This window comes from Fictibacillus fluitans (assembly GCF_030418125.1).
In the GTDB taxonomy this organism is placed as follows: domain Bacteria; phylum Bacillota; class Bacilli; order Bacillales; family Fictibacillaceae; genus Fictibacillus_C; species Fictibacillus_C fluitans.
Map to the genome: position 1 here is coordinate 39886 of NZ_JAUHTR010000011.1, position 25703 is coordinate 65588.

General features: G+C 43.3%; 23 protein-coding genes and 1 pseudogene. 13 read left to right on the forward strand and 11 right to left on the reverse strand.

Features of this window, described 5'->3' with window-relative positions; translation table 11 throughout:
- Positions 1-190 precede the first annotated feature (190 nt).
- From betB to QYB97_RS18195, 4 genes are all read left to right on the forward strand, one after another.
- Complete coding sequence (gene betB / locus QYB97_RS18180; protein WP_301167511.1) at positions 191-1663, forward strand: betaine-aldehyde dehydrogenase; 1473 nt, start codon at positions 191-193, stop codon at positions 1661-1663.
- Between the two features lie 59 nt (positions 1664-1722).
- Positions 1723-3423 (forward strand): choline dehydrogenase, encoded by a 1701-nt coding sequence (gene betA / locus QYB97_RS18185; RefSeq protein ID WP_301167443.1) that lies wholly within the window; start codon positions 1723-1725, stop codon positions 3421-3423.
- 276 nt (positions 3424-3699) lie between these two features.
- Entirely contained in the window at positions 3700-4365 is a 666-nt protein-coding gene (locus tag QYB97_RS18190) for a DUF6037 family protein (protein WP_301167444.1), read from the forward strand.
- A gap of 51 nt (positions 4366-4416) precedes the next feature.
- Complete coding sequence (locus tag QYB97_RS18195) at positions 4417-4761, forward strand: hypothetical protein (protein WP_301167445.1); 345 nt, start codon at positions 4417-4419, stop codon at positions 4759-4761.
- Between the two features lie 97 nt (positions 4762-4858).
- Here QYB97_RS18195 and QYB97_RS18200 read toward each other — a convergent pair.
- Positions 4859-5417, reverse strand: a pseudogene (locus QYB97_RS18200) (MFS transporter); the annotation flags it as partial.
- A gap of 348 nt (positions 5418-5765) precedes the next feature.
- Between QYB97_RS18200 and QYB97_RS18205 the strand changes: the two are divergent.
- Positions 5766-8162, forward strand: coding sequence for a DUF362 domain-containing protein (locus tag QYB97_RS18205; protein ID WP_301167446.1), 2397 nt, complete (start codon positions 5766-5768; stop codon positions 8160-8162).
- A gap of 43 nt (positions 8163-8205) precedes the next feature.
- Complete coding sequence (locus QYB97_RS18210; protein ID WP_301167447.1) at positions 8206-9012, forward strand: acetoacetate decarboxylase family protein; 807 nt, start codon at positions 8206-8208, stop codon at positions 9010-9012.
- A 215-nt stretch (positions 9013-9227) separates the two neighbouring features.
- Here QYB97_RS18210 and QYB97_RS18215 read toward each other — a convergent pair whose 3' ends face one another.
- The 3 genes from QYB97_RS18215 to QYB97_RS18225 form a co-directional block, all read right to left on the reverse strand.
- Positions 9228-9713, reverse strand: coding sequence for a pyridoxamine 5'-phosphate oxidase family protein (locus QYB97_RS18215; protein ID WP_301167448.1), 486 nt, complete (start codon positions 9711-9713; stop codon positions 9228-9230).
- 116 nt (positions 9714-9829) lie between these two features.
- Entirely contained in the window at positions 9830-10267 is a 438-nt protein-coding gene (locus QYB97_RS18220; RefSeq protein WP_301167449.1) for a carboxymuconolactone decarboxylase family protein, read from the reverse strand.
- Between the two features lie 145 nt (positions 10268-10412).
- Positions 10413-10676 (reverse strand): hypothetical protein, encoded by a 264-nt coding sequence (locus tag QYB97_RS18225; protein WP_301167450.1) that lies wholly within the window; start codon positions 10674-10676, stop codon positions 10413-10415.
- 419 nt (positions 10677-11095) lie between these two features.
- On the opposite strand from QYB97_RS18225, the gene QYB97_RS18230 reads away from it, so the two are divergent.
- Both QYB97_RS18230 and QYB97_RS18235 read left to right on the forward strand, forming a co-directional pair.
- The gene (locus tag QYB97_RS18230; RefSeq protein WP_301167451.1) at positions 11096-11485 is read left to right on the forward strand and encodes a DUF1259 domain-containing protein; all 390 of its coding nucleotides are present in this window, start codon (positions 11096-11098) and stop codon (positions 11483-11485) included.
- A 193-nt stretch (positions 11486-11678) separates the two neighbouring features.
- Positions 11679-13154: a flavin monoamine oxidase family protein gene (locus QYB97_RS18235; RefSeq protein WP_301167452.1), complete on the forward strand. Its 1476-nt coding sequence runs from the start codon at positions 11679-11681 to the stop codon at positions 13152-13154.
- Between the two features lie 78 nt (positions 13155-13232).
- On the opposite strand, the gene QYB97_RS18240 is transcribed toward QYB97_RS18235, so the two are convergent.
- The 4 genes from QYB97_RS18240 to QYB97_RS18255 form a co-directional block, all read right to left on the reverse strand.
- On the reverse strand, positions 13233-13754 hold the full coding sequence (locus tag QYB97_RS18240; protein ID WP_301167512.1) for an ECF transporter S component: 522 nt from the start codon (positions 13752-13754) through the stop codon (positions 13233-13235).
- A gap of 162 nt (positions 13755-13916) precedes the next feature.
- Complete coding sequence (locus QYB97_RS18245) at positions 13917-14666, reverse strand: gamma-glutamyl-gamma-aminobutyrate hydrolase family protein (protein ID WP_301167453.1); 750 nt, start codon at positions 14664-14666, stop codon at positions 13917-13919.
- 2 nt (positions 14667-14668) lie between these two features.
- Positions 14669-14980, reverse strand: a complete 312-nt coding sequence (locus tag QYB97_RS18250; RefSeq protein WP_301167454.1) for a hypothetical protein — start codon at positions 14978-14980, stop codon at positions 14669-14671.
- A gap of 15 nt (positions 14981-14995) precedes the next feature.
- Positions 14996-16366 (reverse strand): TRAP transporter large permease subunit, encoded by a 1371-nt coding sequence (locus QYB97_RS18255; RefSeq protein WP_301167455.1) that lies wholly within the window; start codon positions 16364-16366, stop codon positions 14996-14998.
- 239 nt (positions 16367-16605) lie between these two features.
- On the opposite strand from QYB97_RS18255, the gene QYB97_RS18260 reads away from it, so the two are divergent.
- From QYB97_RS18260 to glaH, 5 genes are all read left to right on the forward strand, one after another.
- Positions 16606-17352: a GntR family transcriptional regulator gene (locus tag QYB97_RS18260; protein ID WP_301167456.1), complete on the forward strand. Its 747-nt coding sequence runs from the start codon at positions 16606-16608 to the stop codon at positions 17350-17352.
- Between the two features lie 144 nt (positions 17353-17496).
- Complete coding sequence (locus QYB97_RS18265; RefSeq protein WP_301167457.1) at positions 17497-18876, forward strand: acyclic terpene utilization AtuA family protein; 1380 nt, start codon at positions 17497-17499, stop codon at positions 18874-18876.
- A gap of 18 nt (positions 18877-18894) precedes the next feature.
- Positions 18895-19221, forward strand: a complete 327-nt coding sequence (locus QYB97_RS18270; protein WP_301167458.1) for a DUF4387 domain-containing protein — start codon at positions 18895-18897, stop codon at positions 19219-19221.
- A 37-nt stretch (positions 19222-19258) separates the two neighbouring features.
- Positions 19259-20470, forward strand: a complete 1212-nt coding sequence (gene lhgO, locus QYB97_RS18275) for an L-2-hydroxyglutarate oxidase (RefSeq protein WP_301167459.1) — start codon at positions 19259-19261, stop codon at positions 20468-20470.
- A 43-nt stretch (positions 20471-20513) separates the two neighbouring features.
- Positions 20514-21449: a glutarate dioxygenase GlaH gene (gene glaH, locus QYB97_RS18280; protein ID WP_301167513.1), complete on the forward strand. Its 936-nt coding sequence runs from the start codon at positions 20514-20516 to the stop codon at positions 21447-21449.
- Positions 21450-21509: 60 nt separating this feature from the next.
- Here the strand turns inward: glaH and QYB97_RS18285 are convergent, their stop codons facing one another.
- The 3 genes from QYB97_RS18285 to QYB97_RS18295 form a co-directional block, all read right to left on the reverse strand.
- Positions 21510-22952, reverse strand: coding sequence for a carbon starvation CstA family protein (locus QYB97_RS18285; RefSeq protein WP_301167460.1), 1443 nt, complete (start codon positions 22950-22952; stop codon positions 21510-21512).
- A gap of 135 nt (positions 22953-23087) precedes the next feature.
- Positions 23088-23822: a LytR/AlgR family response regulator transcription factor gene (locus tag QYB97_RS18290; protein ID WP_301167461.1), complete on the reverse strand. Its 735-nt coding sequence runs from the start codon at positions 23820-23822 to the stop codon at positions 23088-23090.
- Positions 23819-25561 carry a sensor histidine kinase gene (locus tag QYB97_RS18295; protein WP_301167462.1) on the reverse strand — a complete coding sequence of 581 codons (1743 nt, stop codon included), beginning with the start codon at positions 25559-25561 and terminating at the stop codon, positions 23819-23821. Before QYB97_RS18295 ends, QYB97_RS18290 begins: the two co-directional genes overlap by 4 nt.
- Positions 25562-25703: the final 142 nt, after the last annotated feature.

Below are 25703 nucleotides of genomic sequence, written 5' to 3' on the forward strand. Positions count from 1 at the left end.
TGGTACAGTGTCCAGCTTCTAAATGTCTACTTTCCCGCTCACTGTCAGCTTTTTAATTACTTTTTACTAGTAAGAAAAGTAATGCTTGTGATGGCTTTGACATCTCTAAAAAGTCATGTTACGTTAAGAACGTTAAATAAATTCTGAACGAAATTAATATAAATTAAAAACGGAGTTGATAGGATTGGATTTGAAACTACAACTACAACATTACATTAATGGTAAATGGGTGGGCAAAGACTCAGAAAATACACGGGATATTGTGAATCCATATAACCAGGAAATCATAGCAACGGTTCCAGAAGGTGACGAATCCGACGCAAAAGCAGCGATCGCTGCGGCTCGGGAAGCCTTTGATAACGGAGAATGGGCTGACACCCCGGCAACAGAGCGTGGGGCTGTCGTACGTAAGATTGCTGAATTGATTGAAAGAGATAAAGAAGAACTTGCCTATCTGGAATCATTGGATACGGGCAAAACAATGGAAGAAAGCCGCGGAGACATGGATGACATCGCTGGCGTATTCCGTTACTATGCAGAGCTTGCAGATAAAGACGGCGGGGAGCTCATCGATTCTCCGGTATCGAACTCCATCAGCAGAGTGGTTCGCGAACCAGTGGGTGTGTGCGGACAAATCACGCCTTGGAACTATCCTTTGCTTCAAGCGTCATGGAAGCTTGCTCCGGCGCTTGCCACAGGAAACACCCTAATCATGAAGCCAAGTGAAATTACGCCGCTTACGACGATCAAGGCATTTCAACTCATGGAAGAAGCGGGAGTGCCTGCGGGTGTTGTTAACCTTGTTCTTGGTTCCGGCGCTACGATTGGTGCAGAGCTGTCCAGTAACGAGGATGTTGACCTGATTTCATTTACCGGCGGCATTGTGACCGGGAAGAAGATCATGCAGGCAGCAAGCTCGAATGTGAAGAAGCTTGCACTTGAGCTTGGCGGGAAAAACCCGAACATCATCTTTGCGGATGCTGATTTTGACATTGCGGTTGACCAGGCGTTAAACGGAGTTTTCTTCCACGCAGGACAAATCTGTTCCGCGGGAACAAGGCTGATTGTAGAAGAAAGCATTCACGATGAGTTCGTACAAGCGCTTGTAGAGCGAGTGAAAAAATTCAAGCTCGGAAGCGGATTTAATGAAGGTACCCAAATGGGACCGCTAATTTCAGCTGAACACCGTGCGAAGGTAGAAAAATATGTAGAAACAGGGATCAACGAAGGCGCGACACTGGCCGTTGGCGGCAAACGTCCGGAAGATCCAGAACTGCAAAAAGGATTTTTCTATCTGCCTACAATTTTCACCGACTGTACGACAGACATGACGATTGTTCAAGAAGAAGCATTTGGCCCGGTCATTACCGTTGAGAAATTCTCTTCAGAAAAAGAAGCCGTTAAGCTTTCGAATGACTCCATCTACGGACTGGCCGGCGGTGTTTGGACAAAAGACATCGCAAAAGCGGAACGCTGTGCAGCCAAGATGCGCATGGGAACCGTTTGGATCAATGATTTCAACCTGTATTTCCCGCACGCCCCATGGGGTGGATATAAGCAGTCCGGTATTGGACGCGAGCTCGGTAAATTAGGTATCGAAGAATATACAGAAACAAAGCATATCTTCCAAAATCTTAAGCCTGAACCCATCAACTGGTTCTAAGCGACTGAATCGGTTAAAGGAAGAAGAAACCATTTCAAACATGAAGGAGGAAACGAACGATGACTGACACATATGACATTGTAATTGTTGGCGGCGGCAGTGCGGGTTCCGTACTCGGCGACCGTCTCAGTGCAGATGGAACAAAAAAAGTACTTGTTTTAGAAGCAGGACGCAGTGACTATTCATGGGACCTGTTAATTCAAATGCCGGCAGCCTTGCCGTTTCCTGCAGGCAAAAGCCTGTACGACTGGAAATATGAATCTGACCCTGAGCCTCATATGGGCGGCCGGCGGATCAAGCATGCCCGGGGGAAAGTGCTCGGAGGTTCCAGTTCTATCAACGGTATGATTTATCAGCGCGGAAATCCGCTGGACTATGAGCGCTGGGGAGCCGACGAAGGAATGGACACGTGGGATTTTGCCCACTGCCTTCCGTACTTCAAACGGCTGGAAAATGCGTTAGGATCACCAGACGATGATCTTCGCGGCCACGATGGTCCGATTAAATTGGAACGCGGTCCGGCCACCAACCCTTTATTCCAGGCCTTCTTTAACTCAGCCGTAGAAGCGGGTTATTCAAGAACGCCTGATGTGAACGGATTCCGCCAGGAGGGGTTCGGACCGTTTGATAAGCATGTGTACAAAGGCCAGCGCTTGTCCGCTTCACGCGCCTATCTTCACCCGGCCATGAAGCGTGAAAACCTCACCGTATTGACTCGGGCTTTCGTTAAGAACATTGACTTCGAAGGCAGGAAAGCGAAAGGCTTAACCTATCAGCGAAACGGTCAGACGCACCAAGTGAAAGCAGGAGAAGTTATCCTTTCAGGCGGTGCGATCAACACGCCGCAGCTTCTTCAACTCTCAGGTGTAGGTAATGCCGAACACCTTAGCTCACTTGGCATCAAACCGGTTGTCAATCTTCCAGGAGTGGGAGAAAACCTTCAGGATCACCTTGAAGTTTATGTTCAGCACGCGTGTCCGCTTCCGGTTTCCGAACAGCCGAACTTAAGTAAAATGCGCATGCCTTGGATCGGATTGCAGTGGATGCTTAACCGTACAGGCCCGGCAGCGACCAACCACTTCGAAGGCGGAGGATTTGTCCGTTCAAACGAGGACGTCAAATACCCGAACTTAATGTATCACTTCCTTCCGGTCGCAGTACGGTACGATGGACAAAAAGCAGCAACTGCCCACGGATTCCAGGTTCATGTCGGACCAATGTACTCGGATGCCCGCGGATCATTAAAGATTCGCTCAACAGATCCGAAAGAGCATCCAAGCATGGTTTACAACTATCTTTCTACCGACCAGGATAAGCGCGAGTGGGTAGAAGCCATAAGAGTAACGCGTAACATCTTGTCGCAGCCAGCGATGAAGCCTTACAACACAGGAGAAATCTCACCTGGACCTAGTGTCGAAACAGACGAGGAAATTTTGGACTGGGTAAGAGAAGATGCAGAAACGGCTCTTCACCCGTCTTGTACAGCTAAAATGGGACCAGCTTCAGATCCTATGGCAGTAGTTGATCCGAATACGATGAAGGTTCACGGACTCGAAAACGTGCGAGTCGTCGATGCATCCGCTATGCCTTACGTAACAAACGGCAATATCCATGCGCCGGTATTGATGCTCGCCGAAAAGGCAGCCGACCTCATCCTCGGACGCAAGCCGCTGGATCCAATCCATGCCGATTTCTATCGCCATGGCGTACATCCGGCTGATGCGGGAACAATATCTACAGTGTCTCCGGTGACTAAATAAAAATGATTGAAAGCCACTAAATTAATAGCAAACTAAACCACTTCCGCTAAGGAGGTGGTTTTTGCAATTTAAAGTTTATTAAAATACATTCGTCAGTAAGACGAGAGATAAACTGTTATCATATGAAATATTTGGTATAATAATACAGAATATTAGTTAAATAAAGGGATTTTATTTTATGACTTTGAAAAAGGTGAATCAATCGTATAAACGATATAACGGTTTCTTTACCCGCTTGAGTATTTATAAAATTTAAGATTCGAAAGGAAGTTATTTATGAGTAGACAAAAAGCTCCCTTAGAAAACTTAAAAATCCTTAGAGATGAGTTAAAGCAAAGGAATTGGGCTGTTGAGGCCTTTCTATTCCAGTATAAAAAGCAAGAATTCATAGTTTTAGTAAAAGTTTATTCAGATGAAGAAAAGAAAGAAAGTAAATATGCAATTGTTAAGCTTGAGTTTATAAAAAGAGGAGATAGGAAAGAAAGTTTTTGTACATATGCGGATTTGTATAAAATTTATATACCTAACATGAAATTATTTAGAGAATTTTTTGGAATTGAGTATGCAGATAATTTGGGAGATATCATTCAACAATTCACACAATATTTTTCTACTTTTATTCCGAATAAACTAACTGGCAATAAAGCGGCATTATTAATGAATGCTATAACTGAGTACTTAAATAAAACAGATTCAGATTCCTCTAAGGGTACTTACTGTTTTGGTTTAAAGAGAAATGGGATTAAAAAGGATGGAACGGCAAAGCAAAGAAGTTCTGAAAATAACCAAAAGGCAGCATTACTAAAACCCCAATTATTCAAATTGATAAAGGATAATACAATAAGTTTTTGTTTCTCAGAAGATCCGAAACGAGAGAGTACAGATGATGAAATCCTTCAACGATTTGCGCAAAGAAATAGTAGTATGAAGTTAACACTTTAATAAAGAGTTTTTTGAAGTATATAAATATTATAATATTGAGGGTGAAGTTGCATGGTAAATCTTAACGTTGAGTCATTAGGTTTTACAAAAGAAGAAATTGAAACGATTTTAAACCGTTTTTCATGCAAACTTAATGTAGAGGATTGGGAATCAATCAAACTGTTTGAAAATGATGGAGCACTATTTAATTATTTATATATCGAGGATGATGATGCTAAGGATTCACTAACGAATTTATTAATGGAATTGGCAACGATTTCGGAAAAAGACTTAAGAAAAAATAAATCTGTTGCTGAATATATGATTGGTTATGACGAAGATCGATTAAAGTTACCTAGTGGTAGGTGGGTATATTTTACACAAGATTTAGTTTTGAAAGATAGAAGAGGAGAATGACTTATGTTTCCACTTACAATCTACTTGTAAAGTAAGGCTTAAACAGAAACAGGACTGTGCACCATGGTGGACGAGCAGTCCTGTTTTTTCACATATATTACGCTTCCTTCACAACAGCCTTCTTCAAAGCAACCTTCCTTTTCTCCCCAGATACCTGATCTGTTCTTCTAATAAAGAACGAAAGCAGCAGTCCGAGAATGCCAATCCCTACAATAACAAGATAAGCATCATTAATTCCTTGAATGGAGGCTTCCATAATCATATGCTGCTGGGTTTCTCCTTTTGCAGCGCCTGGCTGCTGCCATTTCTATAAAATGGGTTTTCGTACGGTTGGTCATGACCGTAACAAGCAACGATGTACCGATCGCTCCGGCGACTTGTTTAATGGTATTCGAGATCGCGGTACCGTGGGCATGTAACTTGGCAGGAAGCTGATTGAGTCCTGCTGTTTGAATTGGCATTAACAGCAGTGCCATTCCAATTCGGCGGCCGGTAAACATGAGCACCAGATAGGTATAGCTCGTGGAGCCCGAAAGATCAATAAACCCAATGGTGGTGATGATCGTAATTACCATTCCTATTACGGAAAGCCACTTGGCACCGAAACGGTCAAACAGCTTGCCGGTAACAGGCAGGGGGATAAAGAGTAAAGAAGAAATCAATTGCCACATTCAAAAGTAGTGTCTCTGTAACTTGCAGAAACGCTACTTTTAATTTGTATATATTTGATATAAAGCTTTTATTTTTATCTATAATTGATATTCAATTTAATATTTAAATAACTAACTGAAATTTCCGTTAAATGGAATTAAATACACCGATTCCAAATAATATGTACTTAGTAAATAAGGAAAATTCATTGTGATTTCTAACGGGAATTTTATATGGGAACTTAGAAATCAAAACAAAAATAGTAGGGTTTGTAGTAAAACGCTTTTGACGGATGAAAGTAAAAATTAGTCCATCTTCAAATTATGGCTCAAAAGGAGGGGAAAGTCAGTCATATGGTAACCTCTAGAGTTCCGATTGTAGGCTCGCCCTTGGGAATTAAAAATGTTGATTTTAAGGGATCCGCGATTTCAGGTGTGAGAATGGATGTAACTCGAGCTTATGGAGGAATCCCAATTTTACTCCAAAAGTTCATTAATCAAAACGATTATTCAGCATGGGGAAAAATAGTAGAAAAAATAGATTATATCTATACCAACCTTAATTATGCATTAGCAGGGCTGGAAAAAGAGACATCTTTTAGCAGCGTATTACAACAGGAAGTATCTTCTGGTAAAAAATTATTGTTCAAACCGAACATAGTCGATCCGTCGGCCATACATCATGAAACGCATGGTGAGGGGGCAGGTGGAGCTATTACTACGGAATGGCCTCTCGTAGCTGCATTAATGAGGTGGTTTCACGATAATCTTCCCATAAACTATTACCAGATGGCTATTGGTGAGGCTTCTACTTGTACTTTTATACAAGCTGAGGCATCTACCCTTGCCTATGGAAAAAAGGTTACAACCGAGGCCACTATTGAAGGAAGAAGTGGAGATTTCTACGGTGGCTGGGGTTTTTTCTTTGTTCGTAAGTATTTATCACACCATCATCCTCCTTCACATAAGGATGACCCTATGAAAGGGTATGAAGAGAGTGTGGCTGGAAGGTTTATCCCCCCAGGCAGAGCAGATGATCGACTGATGGTCTATGACTTAAACAAGACTCACAATGGCGAGGTCAGAGATAGAACGGTAGCAGTTCCTGGCGGAAGAAATTTTAATGAGATTTCACTTCATAAAGTAATCATTGGTGGAGATCCAGCTAATCATCACGATCGCATTGATTATCCTGGCTGCGTTCTGGTAAATATCCCTAAACCTAAAATGCATAATCAAGATCTTATGACCAATGCGATTAAAAACCTTGGTATTGGTCTTTATTCTGCTCAAAAATATGCTAATCCCCACACTCCTAATCCGAGTATAAAGGTAAAACTGCCGCATTCACGATGGATTATGAAAATGGATGATAAGACCTACCTACCCGTCAAAGACGAAAATGGTAAATATATTGCTATAAAAACTGATGGATTTTCTGGAACCCAGTCTGACGTTATTCGAACAGTGCAAAGCCAGCATGTCTTTATGCTCCATATAGTTGATGCAATCAATATGATTAATTTTAGCCATAATGATACTACCGCTGTACGAGTACCCGAAGGCTATATATGGACTTCTTTGGATTGCGTGGCATTAGATCTCTTTTGTGCCAGATACTGTTTCAAAATGGTCCATATGGATCGGGCACTGAAACTCCAGCAGGAAAATAACTGGCCTACTGAATTTGTCCAATACTCCCCTGTAGTTAAAATAAAGGGGAGAAATATAAAGACCAAAATAGGATTCGATTCTCCTTTATTTAGATATGATCTATACCGTTATGCCGAGGCAAGAGGAGTGGGCCAGCAAAGATACTATGTTGTGGGCTGGGATACCATAACAAAAACTCCATTGGCTTCTTTAAAAGGGCATCTCGGGAGAATAGATAAGGGAAACTTCCTTGAGTTAATCACAGATACTCTTTATTATAATCGCTCTACAATTCTTCATGATTTACAAAATGCTGCACTAAGTTATGCAAAAGCTAACGATATACTGACTGGCTCTACAATTTTTAAAAAAATAATGGATACTTTTGATGAAAATCGTGATGGAGTTCTAGATTACGATGAGAAAGGGAGAGGATATGAAACGGCAAGAATGTGGTTGCAAGCTCTTTCCCTTAATGCTGTTAATGAAACAAACGGTCTATTTAAATCTAATTTTTTAGCAAGTTCTCTTCAAACCAAATATTACACCAGGGATTGGAATGCCCAAGGTCACGATTTTAACAAAGAGTCATTTCTTGATGGCAGATTGAGTAAGGCGTTTATATTATCACAATCAGAAACGGTTAAAGATGACCTCTTTATTCAAGGAATGATGTATGGAAATGGGATGTGGCCCAGTTGGCAGACAACTACTTATATAACAATTACAGATATCATCTATGGTTCTCAATCCCTGAAAACGATTAGCTCGGGATCTCTGTATGGGAGCGCCTTTCAGTATGCTGATAAAGTGTTAAATTCAGGAGCTTATATAGGAAATAATCATCAAGAGAATGCGGGTCAACCATCTATTCCATATGGTCATGATTTAATAGATACAAATAACAGTAATGAAACAAGCAATCTTCATTCTATTAATAATTATTTTAACGATCTTTCTATGGGTAAAAGGCTTCTAGGTTTTATTCTATATGTACCACGTGGATACGGAGTCTTAAATGGCTTTAAAATCCCCAACGTAGAAGAGACGGACGATCCGGATAAAGTGTTTACCGCCCATTTTAAGGTTGTGTGGTGATGTACCACAAAAATAAAACTGCATAAAATTAGGAGGGGTGAATATGTTTGTGTTTGAAGAGAGTAAATCCTATCTCATGCCTGCATTTTTCGGTGTGGGTGAGTATAACCCAAATGCCATAGCTGTTGCGAATGATGTTACAACGATGGTATTTACTCTGACTACAAATGGAAACCTCTTGTCTAACTTTTTACCTGCGGGTTTCCAACCATTAAGACCAGAAATTAACATTAAATTCGTTCAGTTACGGGAGGTTGATTTCCTAACTGGGGGCAGCTATAACCTAATCCAAATTGAGGTGCCCGTCCGCTTTAGTGGTACTCATGACCAACTAGAAGGAGTTTTCCCTCTAGTTATTTGGGAAAATAATGCTGAACCAATTATTAGTGGGAGAGAACAAAGTGGTCAGCCTAAAATTTACGCAGATATAGAAGACCTAAACATTTATCAAGGAAAGTATTTCACCAATGCCTGCCTTCAAGGAAACACTTTTTTGCATCTTGAAATGTTTAACCCACAACCAGTTAGTCAACAGCAATTTGAGCAAATAAAGTCCTCTTCTGTTAACTCCAATGTCTTTGGCTGGCGCTATATTCCCAAAGTTGGTGGTCCTGGTGCCGAATTAAGTCAACCTATCCTTTATCCCCAAGGTATGAAGCTTTATGGCGCTTGGATGGGCAAAGGTAATTTCTCATGGATAAAATTGAGTGAGGATTTTAGATATCGTATATTCAATTATTATGATATTGTCAAAACACTGGCTGAATTTCCTGTCTACTCTCTTGCACCTGTTCAAATATATAAAGGTGCCAGTATTTTGAGGCCTGCAGCGGGTCGAGTGCTTAAATAATGTACTAGTAAATAGACCGTTTTTAATAGGAATCTTATTAAATTATCTTTCTATGCAAAAGCACCCTCGAATACATTTCGAGGGTGTTTTATTTTAATTCTCCTTACAGAACTCAAAGATTTCTCAGAGTAAATATTCGCTAATCCTTTCTACAGGGCCAATATCACCCAACACAGCAAAAAGGATCGCCTCATAATCAGGCATTCTTTTTGTTGCTACTTATCCAATTCAACCGTTTCATTCACAGCTGCCGATTCAGCATCTTGTCCTGTCACCCGTTTAAACATAAACGCTACTCTCTTTGTAAAACTGCCGGTTTCCCAATACTCGGCGGCTTCGGCATTTATCTTGATTAAGACAATGTTGGGGTCATCATAAGTGGTTTGCATAATTTTGTCATAGGCGATGCCCCACAATTCCTTTTTCTTGTGTAAGTCCTCAACGATTTCCGCTCTTCCCCGGATGGAAAGATAGGAATCATCCACATACGCCACATTAACCTCTGGATTGCGCAAAATTTCATCGTATTTATTCGTATCCTTTTTAGTGAAAAACCACAGGTCGCCGTCAAACTCTACTTCTTGAGTTTTCATGGGGCGGGAAACAAGCCCTTCTTCCGTTATCGTGGTCAGCATGGCTGTGTCTATGTCTTTGATTAACTCTCTTACCTTTTCTGCTTCTTTTTGTTCCATGTTAGCCATTTCCATCACCTCGTAAAAGTTTAATAGTGGTATATTACCCTCTATAGCAACTTTTACTCGGATGGTTGATGTCTAAACGGCGCCAAACCCGAAACCAATTCCCATCGAGCCTGTTTTTATTCAGGCATTTTCCGTGCCGTAACAGCGAGCCTGTTCCATGAATTGATCACGACGATCTGCATAATGATTTCGGACAGTTGTTTTTTATCAAAGTATTGTGCAGCTTCGTCATAGACATTATCTGGAACATGAGATTCCGCGACAAGGGTGACCGCTTCTGTCAATGCAAGAACTGCCCGTTCTTCTGGCGTAAAATAGGGAGTTTCGCGCCACGCATTTAATGCATAAATGCGCTGTTCAGTTTCACCTAGTTCGCGCGCTTCCTTTGTATGCATGTTCAGGCAGAATGCGCAGCCGTTAATTTGGGATGCCCGGATTTTAATCAGTTCTTTTAGGCTCTTGTCAATGCTCGTGCGGGCCATATATTTCTCTAAGGCAAACATTGCCTGATAGGCGCCAGGCTCCACGTCTTCCATTCTAATTCTTTCTTCCATTGTTGTTCCCTCCATAAATCTTTTTTGTTTTACACTTACAAGACGAAACAACCTCAGTGTTTGTGACAAATAAAAAAAGAAGTTCAGGTAAGAACTTCTTTTTGAGCTAGCAGGAACTGATTTATAGGATTCTTTAAAGTGAGGTCTAAAACCATCTGCTTGAAGCGAAATCCGAAAGGGCTACTCCAGTAATGACACCTGCTATTTTACTGCAATCAAGAACCCCTAACTGTATTAATCCGCTTATATCGAAATTAAAGGAAACACAATGTGTTTTTTCATCAAATGAAAGAAATGTAAGGACAGAGCCAGCAGGTACCGATTGGCTTTTTAAAATGGGGACAAAAAGATCACCGAATTTCGCTTTTTCAAAAAAGCTGCAAAGACATCCGTTTGCGCTATGCTTCATTTTATTAACCTCCAAACGTTCCAGTAAAAGTGACGATAGCTGCAATCTCATTACAGTCTATAATGATCAGACGTTGGTCACCCGAAGGTAAAGGGAACGAAAGTTCTACACAACAGGAACCAGGATGGAACTTTACAAACGTGAAGATGGTTGGAGGGGTGTTGGGAAAAATGCTTAAAGGAAGAAGAGCTCCTTCCAATATGATCAGATAGGTATGACCTTTATGTGCTTTTTCAAATTGGGAGCAGATACAACTACAGCACGAATTCATGAAATATACCTCTTTTCAGAAAAAGACCTTTTTAGCACCATATGAATGACACTAGCCTACTGTGCAGGTCATATAAATAACGCTTGAAGGAAGCATGTGTGAATCATTCAGGGCATAAAGTAAAATCAAAAAGGGTGATTTTATCCCTATGCTGAACTTCAATGGTCTCTGTAACGAATATGGGAAAATATTTAATGAAAAAGCCAAGGTGAAAAACGGGATATGTTCTGTTTCCATAGCCAGAAATCTGCATGTAACCATTCAAGGAAGACCAAGCAGGGGAGAGCTGCATGCCGGGTTCTCATTTGAGTCACTAGATCTTGAAGGAAATGCTTTAAACCTGGGAGAAGTTGTGGTTTTGGAAGAAGAAATTACGGAGTTTACAAAGCAGCTTGTTAATAAAGGAATTTTCATCAGCGCGCTGCACAATCATTGGCTGTTTACCAAACCAACCATCCTTTATATTCACTTTCAATCAGTTGAACCGCCTCTGACGTTTGCGCAAAAAGCAGCGGAAGCCCTTGCTGTTTTAAGATAAAAAGGAAGCATATATGGATCATCAGGTCTTTGCTGAATTAAAACGAATCAATGGCATCAAAAGGTACCGCTCTAGTGTTTTCACTACTATCTATCTAATATTACTCTCTGCTCAATACGCGTTACAAGCGGATTTAGCCATCTGCATTTCTTCCCAATGATTTTCATAAAATCAAAAAAAGGGGGAGAATGATTTGAGCCGATTTCCCACGAATTTTTCTTCGCTTAAGTATCCGGATGATATGCTCGCCATTATTAGAAATGGGTTAAAACAAAGTGCCTCTCAAAAGGATATACTAATCGCGGGAGCTGGGATGTCAGGTCTGGTAACCGCGTCATTATTAAAACAGGCAGGACATCGAGTGACTGTACTTGAAGCGAATCAACGGATAGGCGGACGTGTTTTTACGGTTCGGAAGCCATTTACCGAGGGGAATTATTTAGATGTAGGAGCGATGCGAATCCCAGATACACATGTTCTGGTGTTTGAATACATACGTCGCTTCAAACTCCGGACAACGAAGTTTATAAACAGGACCAAGAGGGATATAATCTTTGTTAACAACGTACGGACTACACGTGAATATTATGATCAACATCCAGATATATTAGGTTTTCCAGTTTTAGAAGAGGAAAAAGGAAAGACGGCGATCGAATTATTTCGAACGGCAGTCCAGCCTTTTATTGACCTTTATAAAAGCAGTTCACCAAAACAACAAGAGATATTAAAAGACAAATTTGGAAGATACTCTATGGATGACTATTTAAAAAATAATCCGATCGGCCCTTCTTTGTCGCTGAATGCCATTCGCTTAATTAGTATCATGCTTGGTATCGAAGGATTTAAAGAATTATCTTTTGTTGATATTTTTGTTAATGTTATTTTACCGATTTTTAGTGGAAATACTGTCTTTTATGAAATTGATGGGGGGAATGACCATCTTCCTTCCTCTTTCTACAATCAACTTGGTCCCCATATCGTATATGATCAAAAAGTAGAGAGGATTATACAGGACGATAGAAGCATTCGTTTTCAAACGAGAAATCTAGTAACGGGAGAGCGGGGTACTCTCTCAGGAGATTATGCGGTTACAACGATTCCTTTCACTGCATTCCAGTTCATAGACGTTGAACCGTACCATTCCATATCCTTTAAGAAGTGGCAAGCCATTCGGGAAATCATAAGTGTTCCTGCGGTAAAAGTCGGGATTGAATACAAACACCGTTTTTGGGAGAAGCTCCAGGTCGGGAATGCAGTATCTGATCGTACGACTCGCTTTAGTTATACACCGAGTCACGGAATCGGAAGAGAGGGGCCGGCGGTTCTTTTAGCCAGCTATAGCTGGGGACATGATTCAATGTTATGGAGTAGCTTGTCTAAGGATGATGTCATTTATTATGTGCTGAAGGATTTGGCAAAAGTTTATGGCAACGTAGTTTATAAAGATTTTTTGCAGGCTGTTTCATTTAATTGGAGTAAAAATCCATTCTCTGCTGGTGCTTTTACACTGTTTTCCCCAGGTCAAAGAGATGATTTCGGTGACTTTATATATCAGCATGAAGGCAGATTACATTTTGCAGGGGAACACACATCTTCCTTTCATGGATGGATCGAGGGAGCCATTGAATCAGGAATACGTGCGGCTTATGAGGTAAACGAAAGAATATAATATAGCCATTTTAGAAAAAAAACCTGATGAACAGTTTTTAAAGATATTGTTCATCAGGGTTTCATTTACGTCGAAATCCTATATCAATCTCTGTTTAATTCTCGCTACAAGCGGCACCACGATAATACCGGCAACCACAACCTGCAGGAAGTTCCCTGGAATGGAGCCGAACGGCTGGATCCAGTTGTGATAAAGAATGACTTCGGCAAAATAGTAGCCGACGATTTTGATGACAAGGGCGGTGACGACTGCCAGTGTGTTGACCAGCACTTTGTTGCCGGGGACCTTTTCAGAGATGAGTCCCGCGACATAGCCCATCGCTCCGACAATCACGAAGGTGAACGGTGCCCAGATGGTCCAAGGGGATAGCAAATCGTATAAGCCCATTCCGAAGGCGCCCGCAACGGCGCCTGTTTTTCTGCCAAACACGAAGGCGGCGATAAACAGCGGTACGTTGCCCAGGTGGATTAATCCACCGTTCCCCATGATGGGGAGCTTTATGTTAATAAACACGGTTGCCACATAGGTCAAACCGATGAAAAGTGCGTTGATGACTAATGCTCTTGTTCTAGTCGCTCTTACTGCTGCAGTACTCACAATCCTAACCTCTTTCGTTGAACGAATACTCGTTATTAGTTGGTATTTCCCACTAATCTATTATATCCACCTGTGACGTTTTAGAAAATAGTGAAATGATATTTTTTGTTGTGATTGTAATAGAAAAGCAGGACAGAGAAACAACTGGTTTCTCTGTCCTGCTTTTTAGTTCTTCATGCAATAATCGCCGGTCCTTGAAGCGGCCTGGGCAAATTCTTCGAAAAATTTGATCCATATCGGCTGCTTTGTCCAAAGTTTTTCCGGATGGAATTGGAACCCGAATAAAAAAGGATGATTCGTGCCTTCGAACACTTCTATCAGCTGGTCAGGCTGTGATCGGGCGGAAATCTTTAAATCACGGCCCAGCTGATTGATGTGCTGGCGGTGAAACGAATTAACAGAAAGTGTTTTTTGATGGAGGAGCGAATAGAACCGGCTGTCATCATGCAGTTCGATCTTGTGAACAGGATCTTCAGGAGGAACTTTCTTTCGTTCCTGATGATGTTCAGTTCCTTCATCTGGAATATTTTCTAATGTGCCTCCCAAAACTTCATTGATCATTTGTGCTCCTCTGCAAATACCAATCATGGGCAAACCTCGTTCCAAACCATACTCAATTAATTTTTTATCCGCTTCATAACGGCTGGAGCCGGTGGATTGCAAACAGGCGAGCCGTGAGTTGGCTTTGCGCAATGAAAGGAATCCCCCGCCTGTGAATAAAAGCGCATCCAAAAAATTCAACGAAGGCAAGGACCCATCCCGATAGATGGGAATGAGATAAGGCTCCAGACCGACACGTCTTAATAATTCAATGGTATCGCGTTCAACATACAAGAGGGGATGGCCGGGATAAATGTCGTTGTCTCTTCCCTCGTCGGCATGAACAGTTATGCCAATAAGCCGGACCTGATTCACTTTTATAGCACCTTTCTGCCTATCGGCTTTATATTTACCGTTTTCTCTTGTTTTTCCGGTTCTTCTGTATTTTCTGCATTCATGGTCAGCGTATGCTGCTTGTTGGCATAGATTTGTACGATGCCAGCCACCATGGCCAAAGCAGCAATTCTGATTCCCCAAGTCATGAACTTACCGGCAAATACCGAAACACTTTCTCCGAATCCGCCTCCAACGATCAATGAAAGGATAAACATGGCTGCGGCGACAATCCCCATTAGCATGGTGGCAAAAGCTAACCACGTATATATTTTTTCCATCAGCTTTGTAAGCATAGTAAGCCTCCTTTTTTACAAACCTATTATTGGCAAGATGCCCGTCAGCAATATCATGCTGAGCAGTACATGAAGGACAACCCATATGACTGCGAGTTTTGTGGTTTCTCTAAAGGACGAGCCGGCGATGCCCATTGCGACAAACAATCCAAGCGCTAGAGGAGGAGTCATACCTTCCAACGCGCCTGTCATGGCGGGCAGCATGGCTGCCAGCAAAACCGGATTTCCGCCGAGTGTACCGAACACTGTAATCATTGCTCCGCCCAGAATGGCGACTTGCGCTGATCCTGGTAAAACCATGCCGAGTACCATGAAGAAAAGCGGCAGGATGATGATCAGGGCGGTTGTACTTAAATTAAACGACACAAACCAGTCTCTGACAACGGAATCCATCTTCAGTTCCACAAAGACCTGTGAGATAGCATAGGCCATATAGATGGTTACGCCGATCGGAACCACTTTTACGAGAGAAGAACGGAACATCGCAAAAAGGTTATCAAAGTTAATGCGCTTGGATGGAAGTGCTTTTCGGCCGATCCCAAGGGCATACGCTCCTGCCAAAGCAGGAGTAAACATTAAGACGGAGGAGGAGTAGGCGGCTGCGCCGGTTTCACCAATCCGCCCAACGATAAACTCTTTGAATTGTGCATCCGCCAATAACGGAACGAAGATTAATGCCGGCAAAATCAAGGCCGGCCAGCCGGAGATGAAGCTTTTCTTAAACGTAGGAAGCTCTTCTTTTTGAACCGGTTGTACTTTGTAATACTTACAGAGCGCCCAAAGGGTCAGCCAGCGCTGGATGAAGAACCAGAGACCTATGCCGTAGGCCGCGACCATCCAACTGCTTAGTGAGATTTTATCTGGGTATATGTTGTTTAAAATACCAAACGTTAAAATGACGATCCCTGAGGGAGGAATGATATTTCCAAGCATGCTTGCCGACATTTCAGTTGTCGCAGCCAGGGCTTTGGGATAATTGGAGCGTTTCATCATAGGAATGGTAAATACACCTGTTGTCGCAACGTTACCTGGGCCTGTCCCGGACAGGGAGGCCATAAAGGTGCTTGCCAGCAAGGCTACATACCCTGCGCCACCTCTGAACCTTCCAACGAGAGCGAGCATTAGTTTAATTATACTGTTGACCACTTTTGTGGAATCAAAAATGACTGCAACTACCATAAAAGCAAAGATTGCATAGAACAACGTACTTGTTGAGGGGAAAAGAAGAGCATCCCAGAACATTCCAAACGAGCCCGATATAGCGATGATAAAGACAAATGCCACTGTCATGACTTCATACATCGGACGCTTAAGAAATACAAACAGAACAGTTATAACTAACAGCAAAGCAATCAGATAAAGAATAGGAACGGGAATTCCCAGCATATAACACCACCTCCAACTTATTGTCATTACCATTTATTCAACTGGTTATAACACTTGAATCGAGTATAACAAAGTTTTTACAATTATCAAATACTTTCTGAAGGAATAATACTAAATACCGTGTCAGAAAATAACATCCACCTAATTACAGTGACTATAACGTACAGAATTTTTAATTCTTTTCTTCTGAACGCCGTATGGATATAATAGGTCATAACAAGTGAAGAAGGTGATTGTTTATGCTGGACAGAAATCATTCTGCTCCCCTTTATGAGCAGTTAAAAAATGAAATCCATAAAAAAATAAAAGCAGGCGAACTCCGGCCCGATGACCAGATACCTTCCGAAAGAGAGTTGGTCGAGCAGTATAAAGTAAGCCGCATTACCGTCCGGCAGGCCATCAACCTGGCTGAAAAAGAAGGGCTTGTCAAACGGGTGCATGGGGTGGGAACGTTTGTGAACCATCCTAAAATTAAACAGGAGCTCAGTTCCTTTAACGACTTTCAATCCACCCTGCAGCAGCAAGGGATGATTGCCTCGACGAAATTGTATGGGTCAGAGATCATAACCAGTGATTTTCAATTATCAAGATTGCTGGATATTAATGTAGTGGAGAGAGTAAGGAAGCTGGAGCTGATCGGGTATGGGGATCGTGTCCCGGTGGTTTACTATAACAGTTACTTCCCGTTTGCCGCAGGAGAAAAGATGAAGCAGGCCGCCGAACAAGCTCTGCAGATGGAAAAACCCTTTTCCACGCTGGACTTATACAAACTCGATCCGCAAATCGGTTTGCACCCCACACACGTGGAACAGACCTTCGAGGCGCAGGCAGCCCACTATCCGCTGACAAATATCCTTGAGGTTCAGGAAGGGTTTCCTTTGTTCCGTGTTACCTCCATTGTTTATGAAGATAAAACGCCTATTGAATATAAAGAAACCTATTATCGAGGAGATAAATATAAGTTTTTCATTACCCGGCATATGTAACCGTTCCTGCGGTGGATGCCGGGTATTTTTTATATCCTCTATAAATATATCTTATTTTCTGAATTGACAAAAAAATAAGTGGAGGGTACACTGTGCCTATACTGGTTATAACACGTTATAACATAAAGGGGAGGAAATGGTTCTATGAAAAAACAATTAAGAATTCTTTGTCCGAACGGCCATCTTGGCTTCGCGCCAACTAAAGAAGAAAGCTTCCGGATTGCAGCGGCTACTAAGCCTGATTACTATTGCTGCGATTCCGGCAGTGATGATATTGGAGCTTCAGCTCTTGGAGATGATCGCTCAGTCAGTATGTATAAGTGGCAAAAGCATGATTTGGAGCTCATGCTGCTGGCCGCACGGGAGCAGGGTGTTCCCATGATTATAGGTTCTTCAGGTGATACGGGTGCCAACAGCAGGGTGGATATGTACGTGCAGATCATTAAGGATCTGGCAAAGGAACACGACTTGCCGCCATTTAAACTCGCCTATTTTTATTCCGAGGTAGACAAGACATATGTAAAAAATCAGCTTACTAGTGATGTAGATATTGAAGGACTCGACGGGCGCGCTTCTCTATCACAGGAAGACCTTGACCGGACGGAACGTGTTGTTGCGGTAGCCGGCATCCATCCGTTTGTCAAAGCTCTTGATATGGGAGCTGATGTAATTATCGGAGGACGATCAAGTGATTGTGCCATCTTTGCAGCTCCCGCTATCCGTGAAGGATTTTCAGAGGCGAATGCCTACTATTTAGGAAAAGTTTTAGAATGCGCGTCCTTCTGTGCAGAGCCATATGGTGCGAAGGAAAGTATCATCGGCACCATTACGCATGAGGATGTGAAAGTAACGGCGATGCATCCGGATCAGAGCTGCACAATTGCTTCCGTGGCTGGACATGCCATGTACGAGCGTTCCAATCCGTTTTTTGAATTCTTTGCAGGCGGAATGCTCGATATGACAGATTGCCATTATGAACAATACGACGAAAAGACATGCCGAATCACGGGGTCCAGGTATGTACCAATTGAAGGCGACACGAAGGTGAAGCTGGAAGGTGCGGGGAAAGTGGGGGAAAAATTCATCGGCATTGCCGGTGTCCGGGATCCGTACACGATTCAGCATATTGACGAAGTGCTTAAGCTCGCCAAAGAGCAAGTGGAGTCCGAATTTGCAGGCGAAGAATATCACCTTAATTTTAGAACGTTTGGCAAGGATGGCGTAATGGGTGCTCTTGAACCAGTTAAAGAGATCAAATCACACGAACTCGGAATTGTGGTTGAAGGTATTGCTCAATCAAAGGAAACTGCAGAGGCGTTAACGTTATTTGCCACCCGGCAGATTTTCTACGCCAGACTTCCTGAAGTCAAGGGAACAGCGGGGACGGCATCCTTTTTAATCGACGATGTCATCTACGCCAGGCCTTCCTACAGCTGGACGATGAATCATGTGATTCCTGTAAAAGATCCTCTTGAATTATTTGATGTTCATGTGGAAGAGGTCGGAACACTTTTGGAAGTTTAATAGAAAAGGAGAGGTAAAATGGGAACCAAATTATTGCACGAACTGGCAAAAACCATTCGGTCCAAGAACGCGGGAACTGACAAAATAACATTTGACATCATTTTTAAAGAAAAGGAAAAGTATGAACTTGTGCGTCAAAGCGGAGTGATTACCAAAGAATCTATCTCTGTCTTATATCAGGTGCCTGAAGAAAAAATAACAGACTTTGTTCACTACGATCCTGCAAATGCGATCAAGTTTACTATTTTGCGTGACCGCCCGAGCGGTGATCCGGGAGATGGAGATATTTTCGGATCTCAGCAATACCCGCCCTTGTTGACGATCGAAATTCCGACTGCGGAATGATGAACATTGAGAACTCATTCTGAAGGGGGGATCTGCCATGTACGATTTTATCATTGTAGGGGGAGGTATTGTCGGCCTTTCTGTTGGAATGGCTCTGTATGAACGTTTTGAACATGCAAAGGTTCTCCTTATTGAAAAGGAACCACAGGTTGCCCTCCATCAGACCGGACATAACAGCGGGGTCATTCATTCGGGCATCTATTATAAACCCGGCAGCTTCAAGGCTCAATTTGCCCGGGAAGGCAGTCAGTCGATGACCGCCTTCTGCAAAAAACACAACATTGAGCATGATATTTGCGGAAAAGTGATTGTGGCCACAAAAAAGGAAGAACTAAATCTCCTAAACAACCTTTATGAACGAAGTACAGAAAACCAGCTGAAAACGCGTCTTATCGATCAGGATGAATTGATGGAAATTGAACCTCATGTCAATGGTCTGGCTGCCATCCATGTTCCTGTTGCCGGTATCGTCAATTACAAGCAAGTGAGCGAGAAGTTTGCTGAAATCATTCAAAATCACGGAGGAACCATCCAGCTGGGTACAAAGGTTGAAAAAGTTACCGAAGCAAAGGATGAGGTAATGGTGGAAACGGATAAGGGCACCTTCAGAGCCCGGCTGATGATCAATTGCGCAGGGCTCCACAGTGACCGCGTCGCAATGGCTTCAGGGTATAAAACGGACATGAAGATTGTTCCGTTTCGGGGTGAGTACTATAAATTAAAGCCGGAAAAAAGGCATCTTGTAAAAAATTTGATCTATCCCGTCCCAAATCCTGATTTTCCGTTTCTTGGCGTTCATTTCACAAGAATGATCGGAGGAGAAGTGGAGGCAGGACCGAATGCAGTTCTCAGTTTTAAGCGGGAAGGATATCGGAAGACGGATTTCTCGGTAAAGGACTTTGCGGAAGTGATGGGGTACAGCGGGTTTTGGAAATTGGCAAGCCGGTACATGAAGGAAGGAATGAACGAGATGGCCCGTTCCTTCAGCAAAGCCAGATTTGTAGAAAGCCTTCAAACGCTTATTCCAGAGATTCAGGAAAGTGACCTCGTTCCAGCACCAGCGGGTGTTCGTGCCCAAGCGTTAACATCGGATGGAAAGCTTGTTGATGATTTTCACATCATAGCCGGGAAACAAACCATTCATGTTTGTAATGCGCCATCCCCGGCAGCGACGGCCTCTATTGAAATTGGCAAGGAAGTAGTGAGCAGAATTCCAGTACCATCCCATTTATCAAAGGTGATCATTTAATCCAACTGTTGTTTTTATTATAAAATTCGGGGAGGAAAAGATGATGGGTTTGATTAAATCAAAGGAAACACCAGTGTTTGCCGGTAAAGCGGACGCATACGAGGTCAGAATTCATGAACAAAGTGACAGGTTGTATCATATCGAATTTACCCCTGAAGTGATAAAGCAATTTTTAGCATTAACAAGTGAGGTTTCCCTGCAGCAGCTGGAGTATATTCCGTACATGCGCCATATAGTGGCGGACCACTTGAATCAATTAACCACTGGCAGTCTGCTGGAGGTGCTAAACGGTATTCTTCACGACCGCGGAACGGGCGGATTTACCATTGGTATGCAAGATCAGGCAGAGGACCTGGATGACTTTGTGAAATTTTCAACGGCCATCTCGCACCTGGTGGGGACCCCAAACTTTGATTCAATGTCAGGGAATTACTACGCGCGTTTTACTGTGAAGAATAACGACACGAGTGATTCCTATTTGCGCCAGCCCTACCGTCTTTTTACACTTCATACCGACGGGACGTTTGTAGATGAAGCCACTGATTGGCTGTTAATGATGAAGATGAAGGAAGAGCACGCGGTTGGCGGTGAATCGCGGCTGCTCCATCTGGATGATTGGAAGGAACTGGATAAGTTCTATAACCATCCCCTTGCCTCCCACCCGTTCACGTATAAAGCTCCAGCGAGTAAAAACGTCAGCCAGCAGGTTCAAAGGAAAACATTCGTTAACCACAATAACAAACCTTGTATTTGTTTCATTGATCAATTTGCATATCCGGAAACCATTGATAAAGCGGCTTATCTGAAAGACCTCTCGGAATCCATGGAAAATGATCCGGGCTTAATTGAACTGAAGCTGCCGGTTGGTGATCTGGTGGTCCTGAATAACCAATTCTGGCTGCATGGACGTGCAGCTTTTGAAAAGAACCCCAACCTGAACCGCGAATTGCTTCGTCAGCGTGGCCGTTTCCAGCAGTAAGAATAAAATCACCCGCCAGCACTTCGGCTGACGGGTGATTTTCATTTTTGATATATTCGATCAGGCTGTTGGTTTCAGTTCATCGTCAAGCGGAAGGTTCTGGCTCAAGCCACGGCGAGCTGCGACAAAGAATACGGCAACGATCGCAACTGTAATAATGGCAGAGAAGATATAGGACACATTCACCGGCAAACCGAATCCAATCGGTGCGTTTAAAATATAAGTGAAGGTGGCCATGGTCATAAATATGGCTGGAATGACAGCGATATAGTAATTTTTTCTGGCCAGGAACAAGTACATGGCTCCGACCCATAGTGCAATGACCGCGGTGGACTGATTCGCCCAGGAGAAATATCTCCAAAGCAGCGTGAAGTCAACTCGTGTCAGCACAAAGGAAATCACAAACAGTGGAATGGCAATCCAGATCCGGCTGGCGATTTTCTTTTGGGAAACCTTTATATAGTCGGCAATAATCATACGGGCGCTGCGGAAAGCGGTATCTCCCGAAGTTATAGGCAGGATGATTACTCCAAGAACAGCAAGTGTTCCTCCAATGGCTCCGAGCATGGAAGTGGACACTTCACTCACGACAGCGGCAGGACCACCGTTCGCAAGCACTTCATTTAATCCGGCAGATCCGTGGAACAAGCTCATAGCAGCCGCTGCCCAAATCATGGCGATAATTCCCTCTGCGATCATCATGCCGTAGAAGATGCGGCGGCCTTGTTTTTCTGTCTGGGTCGTTCTGGAGATAATCGGTGTTTGCGTCGCATGAAAGCCTGAGAGTGCTCCGCAGGAAATCGTTAAGAACAAGAGCGGGAAAATCGGAGCCTTGTCCGGATGCATGTTCGCAAGGGAAATCTCCGGAATGGGCGCTCCTGTGAAGACGAGAGCGGCTCCGACACCAACCGCGCTGATGACGAGGAGTGCTCCGAAAATCGGATAGAACCGGCCGATGATTTTATCAATCGGAAGAATGGTAGCCAGCAAATAATAAGCAAAAATAGCGGCTAAAATAATCGGCATGCTCAGCCAGCTGCTGGTCATATTGTGAAGCAGATCAGCAGGTGCTGTTACAAATACCGTACCTACGAGCACAAGCAGCAAAATGGAAAAGGCGTTCACGACATGCTTCATTACTTTTCCTAAAAATTTACCGGCAAGCTCAGGCAGGTGGGCTCCACGGTTGCGGATCGAAATCATACCGGTCAGATAGTCATGAACTGCGCCGGCAAAAATACAGCCAAGTACAATCCATAAAAAGGCTACAGGCCCGTAAAGGGCACCAAGAATCGGACCGAAAATGGGGCCAACCCCTGCAATATTCAATAATTGGATTAATGCATTTTTCTTTTCTCCCATTGGCAGGTAGTCGACACCATCAGCATGTGTATAGGCAGGTGTCTGACGTTCTGGGTTCACACCGAACGTTTTTTCAATATATTTACCGTACGTAAAATAACCGAGGACTAAAAGGACAATACTCACAAGAAACGTAATCAATGCAGATTCCTCCTCTATCTTTGTAATCGCTTACAACTATCATATGAGGAGAACGCTTTCATATGTCGGATTCATGTCTAACATGTCGAATTTTCGGCCTAACATGCAAAAAAACCGCCCTTAAAAAAGAACGGTTTACAACTCAAGCTGTTTTCTTAGCTCTTTCACATAGTTGCGGCTCACGGAGAGCTTGTCTTTGCTGCCTCTGAGCTCCAGCTCATAGGCGCCATTGAACCAGGGGATCAAACGGGCCACATAATCAAGATTTACCAGATAGCTCTTATGAATACGGAAGAACGGAAATTCTCTCAGGCGTTCTTCCACTTCTTTTAATGCCCATTTTGTTTCGTAAACATGATCTTTTCCGACAATCTTGGTTAGCCGGTCATCCCGATATACGTACAGGATATTCGCGGGGTCGAGATAATGGATTTCTTCATCTTTCTCAACAGCCAGCTTGGAAGGTTTCGATTCACGTGAAGGGATTGGTTCTGTTGGCATTAGCTTTTTCTCCAAGCGGGCGATGGCATCGCCGAGCTGTTCTTCTTCAAATGGTTTTAGCAAATAGTCAACAGCTTCATGTCGAAAAGCTTCCACCGCAAAATCAGGATAAGCGGTGCCAAAAACGATGGCAGGCACCTTTTTTAATTCCTGAAGAGATCGGGCAACCTGCATGCCATCCATTCTTGGCATTTCCACATCCAAGAAGATCACATCGGGCTGCAGCTGGATCGCTTTCATGAGGGCTTCATCTCCGGAATCGGCTTCTCCAACAATGTCTATCGATTCATAGGCTTTGAGTAAATAGATCAGCTCTTCCCGGCTGAAGCGTTCATCATCTACAATCAGCGCTTTTATAGGACCCTTCATGCAGTTGTCTCCTCTCTTTTCGGGATAAGAAATGAAATGGTCGTGCCTTTATCAGGCGAACTTTCGATGTGGAGTTTCGATTTCCCTCCATGCATATGTTCTAACCGTTTATTTACGTTCATAAGGCCAAGCCCGGTTCCTTTATCTGAGGGAACCTCATTTTCACCAAGAGTGGCCAATCGTTCGGGTGTGATTCCACTGCCATTATCTTTGACCGTGATCTTTACCATCTCACCCAAATCCCGTATTAGGACCCTGATTTCACAGTCCGCTTCCTGATCCTTGATTCCATGCTTAATACAATTCTCTACAATCGGCTGCAGAGTTAGGGGAGCGATTTTCACAGAAAGTGCAGAGTCATCAATCACATAGTTTACCTTTAATTTATCCACAAAACGTGTTTCTTCAATCAGCAGGTAGGCTTGGACATGCTTCAATTCCTCATTCAGTGAAGTCCACGTTTTCGTTGTTGCGCCAAGGTTTTGCCGGAAAAACTTTGATAAAGCAATGAGGAGAGAGCGGGCCCGCTGCGGTTCTGTACGTGTCAGGGAAACGATGACATTCAGAGAATTGAACAAAAAATGCGGATTAACTTGCGCCTGCAGTACTTTTACCTCGGCTTCCCTTGCCAGTTCCTGCGCTTTTTCCGCTTCCGCTATTTCAAGCTGCTGACCCAGCAGAGCACTAAGACCCTGTATGAGCTCAAGAAGGACGTTGGATACTTCCTTTTCTGACTGTACATAAAACTTAAGGGTTCCCACCACTTCCTGCCTTCTTTTTAACGGGGCGATTACTGCTGCTCCAAGAGGACAGTTGGGCTGGCTGCAATTGATGTCGTCATGTTTGGCGACAATCAGTTTGCCTTGTTGGATGACTTCCCTGGTGGCGTGAGTCTGAATGCTTTCTCCCGGTTGGTGATGGTCATCTGCCTGTCCGACATGAGCGAGAATTTTTTCTTTATCGGTCATGGAAATAGCGCTTACGTCTACTTCATCATAAATAATCTGGCAGGTTCTTTGCGCAGAGTCTGTTGTCAATCCTTTTCTTAAGTAAGCAATGGTCGACTCTGCGAGCTTTAACGCTTTCTGTGCATAAAGCGCACCTGTTTTTTCTTCTTCGTTTAAAACGTTTCTGATGATCAGCAAAAAAAGAGCAGAGCCTACGCCATTTGCGACAATCATCGGTAAGCCGATTTCCTGGACCAGTTCCCAGGCACGGGAAAAGGGTCTGGAGATCACTAAGATAATGGCCATCTGAACCATTTCAGCAAGCCCACCGATCAACAAAGCTGTCTTCAGCTTGAGCGGCTTGTCTTTTTTATGAAAAAACCCCGCAAGAACACCGGCGACAACGGCAGAGATGCCACAAGCAAATCCGGTGAATCCCCCAAGCGAAAAACGATGGAGACCGGCGATAAGTCCGGCACCGATTCCGATCCTGTAACCGCCCAATAAGCCTGCAGCGACAATCCCTATAACTCTTGAATTGGCAATGGCTTCGGTATCACCGACACCGAGTGCCCATCTTCCGTATTCCAAAGAGGATGTATCATACGTAAGCCCGGTGTATGTTCCGATAATGCCGAACAGCCCAAAGAACATTACTGCCATCACTTGCTGCTGGAGGTTCAGGGTCTTCCGGTCAATCAGTTGCCGAAAAAAACGAAACCGTGTGATGATGAAAGCAACCGTCACGATGATGCCAAGCCGCTCGAGCATGGGAAGAAATAATTCGAACATCGTACTGTTCCTTTCTTCAATCTATTTGTTTCTATTGTAGCATTTTTCTGAAAGCGTTTATTCATGATGGGTTTTCGCTTTATTAGCTAAAGACAAATAATACAGAATCAATATATTGGAGATCGTTAAATAAGAAATAATG

Coding starts and splice junctions, on each gene's coding strand:
- betA (WP_301167443.1), top strand. CDS start 1,723: ATGACTGACACATATGACATTGTAATTGTTGGCGGCGGCAGTGCGGGT.
- QYB97_RS18190 (WP_301167444.1), top strand. CDS start 3,700: ATGAGTAGACAAAAAGCTCCCTTAGAAAACTTAAAAATCCTTAGAGAT.
- QYB97_RS18195 (WP_301167445.1), top strand. CDS start 4,417: ATGGTAAATCTTAACGTTGAGTCATTAGGTTTTACAAAAGAAGAAATT.
- QYB97_RS18205 (WP_301167446.1), top strand. CDS start 5,766: ATGGTAACCTCTAGAGTTCCGATTGTAGGCTCGCCCTTGGGAATTAAA.
- QYB97_RS18210 (WP_301167447.1), top strand. CDS start 8,206: ATGTTTGTGTTTGAAGAGAGTAAATCCTATCTCATGCCTGCATTTTTC.
- QYB97_RS18215 (WP_301167448.1), bottom strand. CDS start 9,713: ATGGCTAACATGGAACAAAAAGAAGCAGAAAAGGTAAGAGAGTTAATC.
- QYB97_RS18220 (WP_301167449.1), bottom strand. CDS start 10,267: ATGGAAGAAAGAATTAGAATGGAAGACGTGGAGCCTGGCGCCTATCAG.
- QYB97_RS18225 (WP_301167450.1), bottom strand. CDS start 10,676: ATGAAGCATAGCGCAAACGGATGTCTTTGCAGCTTTTTTGAAAAAGCG.
- QYB97_RS18230 (WP_301167451.1), top strand. CDS start 11,096: ATGCTGAACTTCAATGGTCTCTGTAACGAATATGGGAAAATATTTAAT.
- QYB97_RS18250 (WP_301167454.1), bottom strand. CDS start 14,980: ATGCTTACAAAGCTGATGGAAAAAATATATACGTGGTTAGCTTTTGCC.
- QYB97_RS18255 (WP_301167455.1), bottom strand. CDS start 16,366: ATGCTGGGAATTCCCGTTCCTATTCTTTATCTGATTGCTTTGCTGTTA.
- QYB97_RS18260 (WP_301167456.1), top strand. CDS start 16,606: ATGCTGGACAGAAATCATTCTGCTCCCCTTTATGAGCAGTTAAAAAAT.
- QYB97_RS18265 (WP_301167457.1), top strand. CDS start 17,497: ATGAAAAAACAATTAAGAATTCTTTGTCCGAACGGCCATCTTGGCTTC.
- QYB97_RS18270 (WP_301167458.1), top strand. CDS start 18,895: ATGGGAACCAAATTATTGCACGAACTGGCAAAAACCATTCGGTCCAAG.
- lhgO (WP_301167459.1), top strand. CDS start 19,259: ATGTACGATTTTATCATTGTAGGGGGAGGTATTGTCGGCCTTTCTGTT.
- glaH (WP_301167513.1), top strand. CDS start 20,514: ATGGGTTTGATTAAATCAAAGGAAACACCAGTGTTTGCCGGTAAAGCG.
- QYB97_RS18290 (WP_301167461.1), bottom strand. CDS start 23,822: ATGAAGGGTCCTATAAAAGCGCTGATTGTAGATGATGAACGCTTCAGC.
- QYB97_RS18295 (WP_301167462.1), bottom strand. CDS start 25,561: ATGTTCGAATTATTTCTTCCCATGCTCGAGCGGCTTGGCATCATCGTG.